Origin of the sequence: Streptomyces sp. P9(2023) (assembly GCF_032436795.1) — a bacterium.
GTDB lineage: Bacteria > Actinomycetota > Actinomycetes > Streptomycetales > Streptomycetaceae > Streptomyces.
On record NZ_JAUPWM010000003.1, the window covers coordinates 285,025 to 297,772 of the forward strand.

15 protein-coding genes and 1 riboswitch are annotated in these 12,748 nt (G+C 72.6%); of the genes, 9 read left to right on the plus strand and 6 right to left on the minus strand.

Translation table 11 applies throughout. From position 1 onward, the window contains the following. Positions 1-26 precede the first annotated feature (26 nt). From Q5762_RS06170 to Q5762_RS06195, 6 genes are all read left to right on the plus strand, one after another. A complete protein-coding gene (locus Q5762_RS06170; protein WP_315890939.1) occupies positions 27-635 on the plus strand; it encodes a helix-turn-helix domain-containing protein in 609 nt (202 codons plus the stop codon). A gap of 296 nt (positions 636-931) precedes the next feature. Further along, positions 932-1,555 (plus strand): DUF4126 domain-containing protein, encoded by a 624-nt coding sequence (locus tag Q5762_RS06175; protein ID WP_315890940.1) that lies wholly within the window; start codon positions 932-934, stop codon positions 1,553-1,555. Positions 1,556-1,628: 73 nt separating this feature from the next. After that, the gene (locus Q5762_RS06180) at positions 1,629-3,062 is read left to right on the plus strand and encodes an NAD(P)/FAD-dependent oxidoreductase (RefSeq protein WP_315890941.1); all 1,434 of its coding nucleotides are present in this window, start codon (positions 1,629-1,631) and stop codon (positions 3,060-3,062) included. A 67-nt stretch (positions 3,063-3,129) separates the two neighbouring features. Further along, the gene (locus Q5762_RS06185; RefSeq protein WP_315890942.1) at positions 3,130-3,831 is read left to right on the plus strand and encodes a VanZ family protein; all 702 of its coding nucleotides are present in this window, start codon (positions 3,130-3,132) and stop codon (positions 3,829-3,831) included. Between the two features lie 9 nt (positions 3,832-3,840). Then, complete coding sequence (locus Q5762_RS06190) at positions 3,841-4,596, plus strand: response regulator transcription factor (protein ID WP_315890943.1); 756 nt, start codon at positions 3,841-3,843, stop codon at positions 4,594-4,596. Continuing rightward, complete coding sequence (locus Q5762_RS06195) at positions 4,589-5,674, plus strand: HAMP domain-containing sensor histidine kinase (protein ID WP_315890944.1); 1,086 nt, start codon at positions 4,589-4,591, stop codon at positions 5,672-5,674. Before Q5762_RS06190 ends, Q5762_RS06195 begins: the two co-directional genes overlap by 8 nt. Before the next feature lie 16 nt (positions 5,675-5,690). Here the strand turns inward: Q5762_RS06195 and Q5762_RS06200 are convergent, their stop codons facing one another. The 6 genes from Q5762_RS06200 to Q5762_RS06225 all read right to left on the minus strand — a co-directional run bounded on the left by Q5762_RS06200 (position 5,691) and on the right by Q5762_RS06225 (position 10,368). After that, positions 5,691-6,518 carry a hypothetical protein gene (locus Q5762_RS06200; RefSeq protein WP_315890945.1) on the minus strand — a complete coding sequence of 276 codons (828 nt, stop codon included), beginning with the start codon at positions 6,516-6,518 and terminating at the stop codon, positions 5,691-5,693. 51 nt (positions 6,519-6,569) lie between these two features. Continuing rightward, positions 6,570-7,487, minus strand: a complete 918-nt coding sequence (gene metF / locus Q5762_RS06205) for a methylenetetrahydrofolate reductase [NAD(P)H] (protein ID WP_315890946.1) — start codon at positions 7,485-7,487, stop codon at positions 6,570-6,572. Between the two features lie 134 nt (positions 7,488-7,621). Then, complete coding sequence (gene thiE / locus Q5762_RS06210; protein WP_315890947.1) at positions 7,622-8,272, minus strand: thiamine phosphate synthase; 651 nt, start codon at positions 8,270-8,272, stop codon at positions 7,622-7,624. A 91-nt stretch (positions 8,273-8,363) separates the two neighbouring features. Continuing rightward, entirely contained in the window at positions 8,364-8,729 is a 366-nt protein-coding gene (locus Q5762_RS06215) for an Rv2175c family DNA-binding protein (RefSeq protein WP_315890948.1), read from the minus strand. Positions 8,730-8,771: 42 nt separating this feature from the next. Beyond that, entirely contained in the window at positions 8,772-9,986 is a 1,215-nt protein-coding gene (locus tag Q5762_RS06220) for an FAD-dependent oxidoreductase (RefSeq protein WP_315890949.1), read from the minus strand. Positions 9,987-10,014: 28 nt separating this feature from the next. Further along, positions 10,015-10,368: a hypothetical protein gene (locus Q5762_RS06225; RefSeq protein WP_315890950.1), complete on the minus strand. Its 354-nt coding sequence runs from the start codon at positions 10,366-10,368 to the stop codon at positions 10,015-10,017. Positions 10,369-10,422: 54 nt separating this feature from the next. Next, a riboswitch (TPP riboswitch) is annotated at positions 10,423-10,535 on the plus strand. Between Q5762_RS06225 and thiO the strand changes: the two genes are divergently transcribed. The 3 genes from thiO to Q5762_RS06240 all read left to right on the plus strand — a co-directional run bounded on the left by thiO (position 10,533) and on the right by Q5762_RS06240 (position 12,687). Next, a complete protein-coding gene (gene thiO, locus Q5762_RS06230) occupies positions 10,533-11,690 on the plus strand; it encodes a glycine oxidase ThiO (RefSeq protein WP_315890951.1) in 1,158 nt (385 codons plus the stop codon). It overlaps the preceding riboswitch by 3 nt. After that, on the plus strand, positions 11,687-11,887 hold the full coding sequence (gene thiS, locus Q5762_RS06235; protein WP_315890952.1) for a sulfur carrier protein ThiS: 201 nt from the start codon (positions 11,687-11,689) through the stop codon (positions 11,885-11,887). Before thiO ends, thiS begins: the two co-directional genes overlap by 4 nt. A 5-nt stretch (positions 11,888-11,892) precedes the next feature. Next, positions 11,893-12,687, plus strand: a complete 795-nt coding sequence (locus Q5762_RS06240; RefSeq protein ID WP_315890953.1) for a thiazole synthase — start codon at positions 11,893-11,895, stop codon at positions 12,685-12,687. The last annotated feature ends 61 nt before the right edge of the window (positions 12,688-12,748 follow it).

Here is a 12,748-nt window from a genome sequence, read left to right on the forward strand (position 1 = left end):
CTCCGGAACCTGTGAGAATCGAGCCCATGGACAGCAGCAGCACCAGACGCCAGGCCACGCGCGCGAAGCTCTACGAGGCCGCCGTCACCCTCATCGCCGAGCAGGGATTCTCGGCGACCACGGTGGACGAGATCGCCGAACGCGCGGGTGTCGCCAAGGGCACGGTCTACTACAACTTCAAGAGCAAGACCGAGCTCTTCGAGGAGCTGCTGCGGCACGGTGTCGGGCTGCTCACCGCCTCCCTGCGGACGGCGGCCGAGGAGACGGCGGAGCGGGGCGGGAGCCGGGTCGACGCGCTGGACGCGATGATCCGGGCCGGTCTGGTCTTCATCGACCGCTATCCGGCCTTCACCCAGCTGTACGTGGCCGAGCTCTGGCGCACCAACCGGGCCTGGAACTCGACCCTCCTGGTGGTCCGCCAGCAGGCGGTCGCGGTGGTGGAGGACGTGCTGCGCGAGGGGGTCGAGGAGGGCGAGCTGAGCCGTGAGATCGACATTCCGCTCACGGCGGCGGCGCTGGTCGGGATGGTCCTGGTGGCCGCCCTGGACTGGCAGGCCTTCCAGCGGGAGCGCTCGCTCGACGACGTCCACAGCGCCCTGTCCCGGCTGCTGCACGGGCGCGTGAGCGGGCGTTAGCCCGGTCCGGCACGACGCACGACGGACGTACGACGAACGGCGAGGCTCGATCCCCCCGAGCCTCGCCGTTCGCCGTTCCTGCACCCCCGTGCACCCCCGTGCACCGCGTTCCCCCGTGCGTTCCCCGTGGTGCCGGCAGGCGCGCGGCCCCGTTCCGCCACCCCGTGTCGGCGGTACCGGAGCCGCGCCCCTTCCGTGCCCCCCACTCTCTCGTCCCCGCAGGTGGGAACCCATCCGCGTACCTACTCATCTCGACACCTAGGTACGGATACTCAGACCTGGTTACGATCGCGGGCGTGTCCGTACTCCCCCTGGTCTTCACCAGCGGCTGGGCGAGCGGGATCAACGCGTACGCGGTGGTCCTCCTGCTCGGCATCTTCGGCGCGACCGGTCTCACCGACGAGGTGCCCGAGTCGCTGCAGCGCACCGACGTCCTGATCGCCGCCGGGGTGCTGTTCCTCTGCGAGGCGGTGGCGGACAAGATCCCCTACGTGGACTCCGTCTGGGACTCCGTCCACACCGTCATCCGGCCGGTGTCCGGCGCCGTGGTCGGCGCCCTGCTCGCCGGGCAGTCCGGTTCGCTCCCCGACCTGGCGGCGGGCGCGGTCGGCGGCTCGACCGCCCTGATGAGCCACTTCGTCAAGGCCGGGACGCGGATGGCGATCAACACCTCGCCGGAACCGTTCTCCAACATCGCCATGAGCACGGCGGAGGACCTCGGGGTCGCCGGGATCATCACCTTCGCGATGTTCAACCCGGAGGTCGCGGCGATCATCGCGGCCGTCCTGCTCGTGCTCGGCCTGGTGATACTGATCTTCCTCGCCCACAGCATCCGCCGCTTCCTGCGCCGCCGGGCTCAACGGCGGGAGGAGCGGAAGCTGGCCGCGGCGGAGGCCCGCGGCTCGGGCCCGCCCGGCTGACCGGAGCTCGGGCCCGCCCGGCTTACCGGGGCACGCGGCGGGGCTGTCGGTGGCGGCCGATAGGGTCGCTGGCATGGCACGGATTGTGGTGATCGGCGCAGGCATGGGCGCCATGGCGGCGGCCGCCCGGCTGGCCGTGGCGGGCCACCGGGTGACGGTGTACGAGCGCGGCGGGACGTACGGCGGTGCGGTGCGCCGCTTCGAGCGGGACGGGTTCGGCTTCGACACCGGCCCCGGGCTGCTGCACCTGCCCGCGGTCTACCGCGATCTGTTCGTCAAGACAGGCAAGGAGCCCCTGGAGGACTGTGTCGAGCTGACGCAGGTCGATCCGGCGGCCCGTCATGTCTTCGCCGACGGCACCCGCGTGGACCTGCCGAACGCCTCCCGGGCGGGCACGGTCTCCGCCCTGGACGCGGCGCTCGGCGCGGGCGCGGGCGAGCGCTGGGGCGACTTCCTGGGCCGGGCCCGCGAGGCCTGGGACCGCACGCGCCGCCCCCTCCTGGAGGAGCCGCAGGCCGCGGACACCTCCCCGCTCGCCCGTGAGCCGTACCCGGCTCTGAAGGCGCCGTTCCTGCGGCGCCGGACGACCACCCTCGACCAGATCGGCCGGCGGGAGCTGCGCGACCCCCGGCTCGTCGCGCTCTTGGACTCGTACGCCTGGGCCTACGGCTTCGACGCGGCCACCGCCCCTGCCTCGGCCGCCGTCCTGCCGTACATGGAGCAGACCTTCGGGACCTGGTACGTGAAGGGCGGCATCCGGGCGCTCGCCGACGCGGTGTACGAGCGGTGCCTGAAGCGGCGGGTCGAGTTCGCCTTCGGTGCCGAGGTCACCGCCGTACGGGAGAAGGACGGCCGGACCGTCGGGATCGAGCTGGCGGGCGGCGAGGTCGTCGAGGCGGACCACGTCGTCGCCGGCGCTCCCGTTCCCGCGCTGTACGGGGACCACGTCGTGGCCTGGGAGCGTCAGGACGACTGGCCGCGGTACCAGCACGACGTGACCGGACGGGTAACGGTCTGTCTGGCTCTGCGCGGAGCCCGGGAGGCGGAGGCCGCGCACCGTACGGTCGTCCATGAGGCCGGGGACCACCCCACCACGACGGTGCTGCGGCCCGACGACCCGTCACTGCGCCCCGACGGCGACCACGAGTCGGTGACGGTCACGGCAACGGTGAACGTGTATCCGGAGCACGACTGGTCGGAGATCGCCGAGGAGATCGTGAAGGCTGCGGAGGCGGCCGTTCCCGGGCTCCGTGACCGGCTGCTGTGGCAGGAGGTCCGTACCCCGGACGACACCCTGCGGGAGACGGGCGTCCCCGAGGTCCCCGGCCCCGCCCTCGCGGGCGACGGCGGCGACTTCCTGCCCGCCGACAACCGCGCCCCGCTGCCCGGCCTGTACTTCGCCGGCGGCTGGTCCCACCCGGGCGGCGGCCTGGCCCACGCGGGCATGTCGGGCGCGCTGGTCGCCGGCCTGATCGTGGAGGGCGACGACTTCCGCGGCTCCCAGTGAGGACGTATCGCGGGCGTATCGAAAATCGCATACGCCCCCGCAACAGGCTGCCGTCTTCAATCGCGGCATGAACCACAGCGCATCCCTGTCAGCACCGCCCCGCCGCACCCGCTGGATCGTGATCATCGGTCTGGCGGTCCTCGGCGTGGCGATCGCCCTGCTCTTCCCGCGCCGCATGCTCATGATGTCCGCGCCACGGTGCATGGCCGGGCGCTGGCACGGCTGCTACGACACGTTCAACGGTGTCGTGCTCATGACCTTGGTCGCGCTGCCGTTGGCGGCCCTGGTGGCGGGTGCTCTGGCGTGGCGTCGGCGTGCCGCGGGCGTCCCCTCGGCGTGGCGGATGTCGCTGGCCGAGGTGGGCATGGTCCACGGGACGGTGCCGTTCGTGTGGCTGACCATGATGCCGGGCGCCGGGGCCGGCATCGTCCCCGGCCGGTTCAGCCTGGTACCGCTGCGGGACCTGGTCACGATGGGGCCCCTCGGTATCGTCGGCAACCTGTTGGTCTTCGCCTCGCTGGGGTTCTTCGCCCCGATGCGGTTCGCGGCGCTGGCGTCCGTGCCGCGGATCCTGGCCCTCGGGGCGGGCTGCTCGGTCCTGGTCGAGATCGCCCAGTACGTCCTGCGCCTCGACCGGGTGTCCTCCGTGGACGACGTACTGGTCAACGCCACCGGCGCCGTACTGGCCGCGCTGGCGTCGCGCCACTGGTGGCGCACGACGGCGGAGGCACCGTCCGCGCATTCGTCGGCGACATACGGAGCTGCTTAGGCTTCGGACATGCGCGTACTGATCGTGGAGGACGAGCCCTACCTGGCCGAGGCCGTCCGTGACGGTCTGCGGCTTGAGGCGATCGCCGCCGACATCGCCGGCGACGGCGACACCGCCCTGGAGCTGCTCGGCGTCAACTCCTACGACCTCGCCGTCCTCGACCGCGACATCCCCGGCCCGTCCGGCGACGAGGTCGCCCGGCGCATCGTCGCCTCCGGCAGCGGCATCCCGATCCTCATGCTCACCGCCGCCGACCGGATCGACGACAAGGCCTCCGGGTTCGGGCTCGGCGCCGACGACTACCTCACCAAGCCGTTCGAGCTGCGGGAGCTCGTCATGCGGCTGCGGGCGCTCGACCGCAGGCGCGCGCACGCCAGGCCCCCGGTCAGGGAGATCGCGGGCCTCCGGCTCGACCCCTTCCGCCGGGAGGTCTCCCGCGACGGACGCCACGTCGCGCTCACCCGGAAGCAGTTCGCGGTGCTCGAAGTCCTCATCGCCGCCGAGGGCGGTGTCATCAGCGCCGAAGAGCTGCTGAGGCGGGCCTGGGACGAGAACGCCAACCCCTTCACCAACGCCGTCCGCATCACCGTCTCCGCACTGCGCAAACGGCTCGGGGAACCCTGGCTCATCGCCACGGTGCCGGGTGTCGGCTACCGCATCGACACCGGCCCGGACACCACCGGCTCAGACACCACCGGCGCGGACGCGGCCGCCCCCGACACCACCGGCCCCGACACCACCCGCCCCGGCGACGCTCGTGGATAGACGCCCGGGGCTCAGCGCCCGGCTGAAACTCACCCTCAGCTACGCCGGGTTCCTCGCCCTCGCCGGCGCTCTCCTGCTGGCCGTGGTGTGGGTGTTCCTGCTGCGCTACGTACCCGACAAACCCCAGGGCCTGCTCGGGATCTCGCCCAACCGCTACCTCCTCGTCCGCACCTTCGTCCCCGCCGCGGCCGTGGCGATGGCCGTCCTGCTCGTGTTCGGCCTCGTCGGGGGATGGTTCCTGGCCGGCCGGATGCTCGCACCGCTCACCCGGATCACGGCCGCGGCACGCACCGCCGGGAACGGATCGCTGTCGCACCGGATCCGCATGAAGGGCCGTCAGGACGAATTCCGCGAGCTCGCCGACGCGTTCGACACCATGCTGGAAGAACTCGAATCGCACGTCGCCGAGCAGCAGCGGTTCGCCGCGAACGCCTCCCACGAACTGCGCACCCCGCTGGCGATCTCGCAGGCGCTGCTCGACGTCGCCCGCAGGGACCCCACGCGGGACCCGGGCGAACTCGTCGAACGCCTCCACAAGGTCAACACCCGGGCGATCGACCTCACCGAGGCACTCCTGCTGCTCAGCCGCAGCGACCGCGGAAACGTCACCCGCGAGCCCGTCGACCTCTCCCTCATCGCCGAGGAAGCCACCGAAACGCTGCTTCCCCTCGCCGAACGGCGCGGGACGACGCTCGACGTCACCGGCGGGGCGGCCCGGACCAGCGGCTCCGCGGAGCTGCTCCTGCGGATGATGACGAACCTCGTCCAGAACGCCGTCGTCCACAACCTCCCCGCCGGCGGCACCGTGACGGTCCACACCGAGGCGCAGCCCGACGCGAGCGTGCTGCGGGTCGAGAACACCGGCCATCGGCTCCCACCGGAACTGGTACCGACCCTGACCGAGCCCTTCCAGCGCGGAACGGAACGCGTACGCACCGACGAACACGCCGGCGTCGGCCTCGGCCTGGCCATCGTGCACAGCATCGTCCGCGCCCACGACGGGACCCTCGACCTCACGCCCCGCCCGACCGGCGGTCTCATCGTGACGGTCCGGCTTCCCCTACGGGACGACCTTTAGGACCGGTCGGTGCCGGTCAGTACCGGTACTGCTGGTCGTTGTCGTAGCCGTAGAACTCCTGGCCCTGCTGCGGCGGCGGGGCGCTCTGCTCGCCGTCACGCTGCTGCGGCACCCAGACCCCGCCGGGCGGCGTGTCGTAGGCGTACGAGGGCGCGTACGGGTCCTGGTAGGGCTGCTGGCCACCGGTGCCGTAGTCGTACGCGGCGTACTGCTGGCCGTCCGTGCTCGGGCCGATGTACGGGTCCGAGTAGGCGGCGTACTGCTGCTGGCCGGTGCCGTAGCCGTAGGCCGGCTGCTCGTAGCCGGGCTGCTGCTCGTACCCGGGCTGCTGCTCGTACCCGGGCGTGCCGTAGCCGCCGTCGTATCCCCCGTAGGAGTGCTGCGGGGTCTCGGCGTGCGCCTGGGAGTGGTCGTACGCGGGGGTGTAGACGCCGTACTGGCCGGTGTCGTCGGGCATCGGCTCGGGCGCGTAGACGGCCGCGGTCTCTCCGGGCGCGGGGTCGGCGGCCTCGTAGGAGAGGTCGCTGACCTCCAGCGTCGGTCCGGCCTCGGCGGGCGGGGCGGACTTGCGGCGCCGGCTCGCGCCGGGGCTGCCGCCGATCGCCCAGCCGGTGGAGAAGCCGCGGCGGAAGGAGAGGGTCACATAGGTCTGGCCGACGGCGAAGGCCACCGCGCCCACGACGATCACCGCGACGGACGGCAGCAGGACGCCGATGACGACGCCGAGGAAGCCGGAGAAGGCGAGCAGGCGCCAGCGGAGCCGCGCCTTGTACTGCAGAAGCACCTCACCCAGCAGCCACAACGCGACGACACCGAACGCGATGTAGAGGACCGTCCACCCCATGCCCGCCCCTCTCCTACGGCCACCGCCTCGGGTCTGGGGCGGGTACGCCGGTCACGACTGCACGTGCAGTCCGAGATTCTCGTAGATCTCCAGCGTCGCGGTGGAGTTGTTCAGCGTGATGAAGTGCAGTCCGGGGACACCCTCGGAGAGCAGCCGCGCGCAGAACTCCGTCGCGAACTCGATGCCAATGGAGCGTACAGCGGCCGGATCGTCCTTGACGGCGAGGATGCGGTCTTTCACATCCGACGGGAAGAGAGCGTTGCTCAGCTGGGGCAGCCGGTCGAGGGTCTTCACGTTAACAACAGGCATGACTTCGGGGATGATCGGCGTCTCGCAGCCGGCCTTCACCACGCTGTCGCGCATCCGCAGGTAGTTCTCCGGGTCGAAGAACATCTGGGTGATCGCGTAGTCGGCGCCGGCCCGGCACTTGTCCACGAAGTGACGGATGTCCGTGTCCCAGTCGATGGAGCGCGGGTGCATCTCCGGGAAGGCGGCGACGCCGACGCAGAAGTCGCCGGACTCCTTGATCAGCCGGACCAGGTCGGCGGCGTACCGGACGCCCTCGGGGTGCTCGATCCACTCCCCCAGCGGGTCGCCCGGCGGGTCGCCGCGCAGCGCGAGCATGTTGCGGATGCCGGCGTCGGCGTACTGGCCGAGGACGTTGCGCAGCTCGGCGATCGAGTGGTCGACGGCGGTGAGGTGGGCGACGGGGGTGAGGGTGGTGTCGCCGGCGATCTTCTGGGTGGCCTTGACCGTGCCGCCGCGGGTGGAGCCGCCGGCGCCGTAGGTCACGGAGACGAAGCTCGGGCCGACCGCCTCGACCCGCCGCAGGGCGTTCCAGAGGCTCCGTTCGCCCTTCTCCGTCCGGGGCGCGAAGAACTCGAAGGAGTACGACGGCTTGCCGGAGGCGAGGATCTCGCGGACCGTGCGTGCGCGGTCCGAGCGGGTGGAAGCGGTACCAAGGGCCATACGGGCAGGTTAGACGGGGTGCTGCGGCCGACGAAGCGGTGTCCGAGTGATGGACACCGATTTGGACACCGGTGCGGACGCGGTTGCGGACACCGCGTCCGACAGCAGACGGTCACCGTCCGCTACACCGTCCGCTACGCCGTACGCTCGCGGACCCGCTTGGCCAGCCGGGCCGTGGCCGCGGCCGGGTCGTCGGCCTCGGTGATCGCCCGGACGACGACGATCCGGCGGGCGCCCGCGTCCAGGACCTCGTCGAGAGTGGTCTCGTCGATGCCGCCGATGGCGAACCAGGGCCGGTCCTGCTCCAGGGCGGCCGCGTACCGCACGAGGCCGAGGCCGGGGGCGTACCGGCCGGGCTTGGTGGGGGTGGGCCAGCAGGGGCCGGTGCAGAAGTAGTCCACGCCGGGCTCGGCGGCGGCCGCGTCCACCTCGGACTCGCCGTGGCAGGACCGGCCTATGAGCAGGTCCTCGCCGAGGATCGCCCGGGCGGCGGGCACCGGCAGGTCGCCCTGGCCCAGGTGCAGCACGTCGGAGCCGATCGCGTGGGCGACATCGGCCCGGTCGTTCACGGCGAGCAGCTTGCCGTGCCTGCGGCAGGCCTCGGCGAAGACGGCGAGGTGCTCCAGCTCCTCGCCGGCCTCCATGCCCTTGTCGCGCAGCTGCACGATGTCCACGCCGGAGGAGAGCACGGCGTCGAGGAAGGCGGGCAGGTCGCCCTGGCGCCTGCGGGCGTCCGTGCAGAGGTAGAGCCGGGCGTCGGCGAGCTGGGCGCGAGGCGTGGACATGGGTGGGATCCCCCCGTCGGTGCGGTGGCCCGAGGGGGCCGGGCGGACCCGGCCCCCAGGGGCCTCCTGTGGTGTCTTCGGTACGTGTGCGTCAGACGGCGAGCGCCTGGGCGCGGCGCTTCACCTCCGTGCCGCGATTCTCGCTGAGGGCCTGCGCGGGCGTGCCCGGCAGGCTCGGGTCGGGAGTGAAGAGCCACTCCAGCATCTCTTCGTCGGTGAAGCCGTCGTCCCTCAGGAGGGTCAGGGTCCCGGAGAGGCCCTTGACCACCTTGTCGCCGTCGATGAAGGCGGCGGGCACCTGAAGCGCCTTGTTCTCGCCGCGTCGTACGGCGATGAGCTGGCCCTCCTTGACCAGCTGCCGCACGCGCGTCACCTCGACATCGAGCATTTCCGCGATGTCGGGGAGGTAGAGCCAGGCGGGGACGAGAGCATCAGTTCTTGCGTCAATCTCGGTCACGGGACAAGCCTGCCATCCCGGACTGACAGTCGGTAGTCGGGCCTAGCCGACTGCCGCCTTCAGAGGGACGGAGGGGTCGGCGGCGCGCTCCGGATCGAGCCGGGCGGCCGACTCGATCAGCTTGCGGCCCTGGGTCAGGTCGCGGGGCCGGCCGACGGCGAGCAGGGCGACGAGGGCGCCGTCGCGCAGCCAGAGGACGGACCAGGCGGGATCGGCCGGGTCGCCCCGGCGGACCAGCTCGGCGGCTCCGGTGTGGTGTCCGGCGTACTGCACGAACCGGCCGAACTGCTCGGACCAGAAGTACGGCACCGGGTCGTAGACCTGGGGGGTCTCGCCGATGATGTCGGCCGCGACGGTACGGGGGCCCTGGAGGGCGTTGTCCCAGTGGTGGACCAGGAGCCGGGCGCCGTAACGGGCGGAGGGGAAGGAGGCGCAGTCGCCGACGGCGTACACGTCGGGCAGGGAGGTGCGCAGCCGGTCGTCGGCGGTGACGGAGCCGTCCTCGCCCAGGGCGATGCCTGAGCCGTCGAGCCAGCGGGTGGCGGGCCGGGCGCCGATGCCGACGACGACCGCGTCGGCGGGCAGCCGCCGACCGTCGGCGAGGACGACCGTGCCGGGTTCGACGCGGTCCACGCGCGCGTGGGTGAGGAGTTCGGCGCCGCTCTCCTCGTACCAGCGGGCCATCGGGGCGGCGACCTCGGCGGGCAGCGCGCCGGCGAGCGGCCGGTCGGCGGCCTCCACGACGGTGACCGCGCACCCCGCCTCGCGGGCGGCGGTGGCGAACTCGGCGCCGATCCAGCCGGCGCCGACCACGACGATGTCGTGGCGCCGCTCCAGGACGGGCTTGAGGCGGGCCGCGTCGTCCAGGGTGCGCAGCAGATGGACGCCGGGGACACCCTCGGTGCCGGGCAGGGTGACCGGTTCGGCGCCGGTGGCGAGGACCAGGACGTCGTACGGGACGGGTCCGGCCTCGGTGTCGATCTCGTGGGCGTCGGCGCGCAGGCCGGTGACGTCGAGGCCGAGGCGCAGGTCGATGGAGAGGGCCTCGAAGTCGACGTCGAAGGCGGAGTCCTCGGCCTTGCCGAGGAGGACCGCCTTGGACAGCGGCGGGCGGTCGTAGGGCTGGTGGGGCTCGGCCCCGATGAGGATGACGGGTCCGGTGAACCCCTGTTCGCGCAGGGCGACGGCGGTCTGTACCCCCGCCATCCCGGCGCCCACGACGACGACCCGCTGCTCTGCCTGCTTCTGCTCGCTCACCCGATCACCTTAACTTTCTGACGCACCGTCAGGAAGGCAGACAGTCAGGCAGCTGCTCCACGACGCTGGTGCCGGAGCCCTCCTGGGACTCCCATGCCCAGCTCTCCTCCAGCCGAACGCGCCCGTCCGGCAGCTCCGTCACGGTGGAGACACAGCACCCGGAAGATGTCGTTCCGTCCCGCTTCAGCTGTACGTAACGGAAGTCGAGCCGGTCCCCCGCGCGCGTGCCGACGAGAAACCCGCGCACCACGTCACCGCCCGCGTACTCGGCCCAGATCCGGCCGTCCTCCTCGTGGTACGTGAACCGGGTCCGCGTCCCGACCTGTCCGGGGGCCTGGTCGGCGACGGGGGCGAGGGTCAGACCGTCGAGAGATCGCGCCACGGTGAAGGCTCCCTTACTGGGCGTCGGAGGCGAGGGTTAGGCTGGCCGTCAACGTAGAGCACTCGCGGGAGCCCGGACGCACCGGGCTGAGAGGGAGGCTGGCCGGCCTCCGACCGTACGAACCTGATCCGGGTCATGCCGGCGAAGGGAGGGGCTGGACGCCCATGTCGCGTACATCCGACGTCCTCGTCATCGGGGGCGGAATCATCGGCCTGGTCACGGCCTGGCGGTCCGCGCAACGCGGGCTGCGCACCACGGTCGTGGACCCCGAGCCGGGCGGCGGGGCCGCCCGGGTGGCGGCCGGGATGCTGGCCGCCGTCACCGAACTCCACTACGGCGAGGAGACCCTGCTCGCCCTCAACCTCGCATCCGCGCGCCGCTATCCCGCGTTCGTCGCCGAACTCCAGGACGCCACGGGCCACGACGTCGGCTACCGCGCCTGCGGCACGCTCGCGGTCGCGCTCGACGCCGACGACCGCGCCCATCTGCGCGATCTGCACGCCCTGCAGATCCGCTCCGGCCTGGAGTCGGAGTGGCTCAGCGGGCGCGAATGCCGCCGTCTCGAACCGATGCTGGCGCCGGGGGTGCGCGGCGGACTGCGGGTCGACGGCGACCACCAGGTCGACCCGCGCCGGCTCGCCGCCGCCCTGGTCACCGCGTGCGAACGGGCCGGGGTGGTCTTCCACCGGGGCCTCGCCGAGCGGCTGACGACGGTACGGGACCGGGCCACCGGCGTCGCCGTCGCGGACGGCGGCCCGCTGGCGGCGGACCAGGTCGTCCTTGCCACCGGCAGCCTCAGCGGCCGGCTCGCGGGCGTACCGCCGGAGGTCCTGCCTCCGGTACGTCCCGTCAAGGGACAGGTGCTGCGGCTCACCGTGCCACCCGCGTACGCGCCGTTCCTGTCCCGGACCGTCCGGGCGGTCGTGCGCGGCAGCCACGTCTATCTGGTGCCGCGCGAGAACGGCGAGCTGGTGGTCGGCGCGACCAGCGAGGAGCTGGGCTGGGACACCACCGTCACGGCGGGCGGGGTGTACGAGCTGCTCCGCGACGCCCACGAGCTCGTCCCCGGCCTCACCGAGCTGCCACTCACCGAGACGCTGGCCGGCCTGCGCCCGGGGTCGCCGGACAACGCCCCGCTGCTCGGCCCGACCGCGCTCGACGGCCTCCGTCTGGCCACCGGGCACTACCGCAACGGCGTCCTGCTCACCCCGGTCACCGGCGACGTCATGGCCGAGTTCCTCACCACCGGCGTGCTTCCGGACGAGGCCCGCCCCTTCACTCCCCGCCGCTTCTCCCCCGTACGTCAGGAGCAGCCCGCATGAACGTCTCCGTCAACGGCGAGGCCCGCGTCCTCGCCGCGCCCACGACCCTCGACGCCCTGGTCACGACCTTGACCGCCGCGCCCTCCGGCGTTGCGGCGGCCGTCAACGAGACCGTCGTACCGCGCAGCCAGTGGTCCGCGACCGTCCTCGGCGAGGGCGACCGGGTCGAGGTCCTCACCGCCGTGCAGGGGGGCTGAGCGCCATGTCCGACGACACCTTCCTCCTCGGCGGTACGGAGTTCGCCTCCCGGCTCATCCTGGGCACGGGCGGGGCCCCGAGCCTGGACATCCTCGAACGCTCGCTGGCCGTCAGCGGCACGGAGCTGACGACCGTCGCCATGCGGCGCCTCGACCCGACCGTGCGGGGCTCGGTCCTCTCCGTCCTGGAGCGGCTCTCGATCCGCGTCCTGCCGAACACGGCGGGCTGCTTCACGGCGGGCGAGGCGATCCTGACCGCCCGCCTGGCCCGGGAGGCGCTCGGCACCGACTGGATCAAGCTGGAGGTCATCGCCGACGAGCGGACCCTGCTGCCGGACCCGATCGAGACGCTCGACGCGGCGGAGACGCTGGTGGACGACGGTTTCGTCGTCCTGCCGTACACCAACGACGACCCGGTCCTCGCGCGGAAGCTGGAGGACGTGGGGTGCGCGGCGATCATGCCGCTCGGCTCCCCGATCGGCTCCGGGCTCGGGATCCGCAACCCGCACAACTTCCAGCTGATCGTCGAGCGCGCGGGCGTGCCGGTGATCCTGGACGCGGGCGCCGGGACGGCCTCGGACGTCGCGCTGGCGATGGAGCTGGGCTGCTCGGCGGTCATGCTCGCCTCCGCGGTGACCCGGGCCCAGGACCCGGTGCTGATGGCGGAGGGGATGCGGCACGCGGTGGAGGCGGGCCGCCTCGCCCACCGGGCGGGCCGGATCCCCCGCCGCCACTTCGCCGAGGCCTCCTCCCCGACGGACGGCCGAGCGACTCTGGACCCGGAACGCCCGGCGTTCTGAGCCAGGCTCCGGTCACGCCGAGGCCGTGCGTCGCGTCACAGGTGTGCAGCGGTCGGGGCCG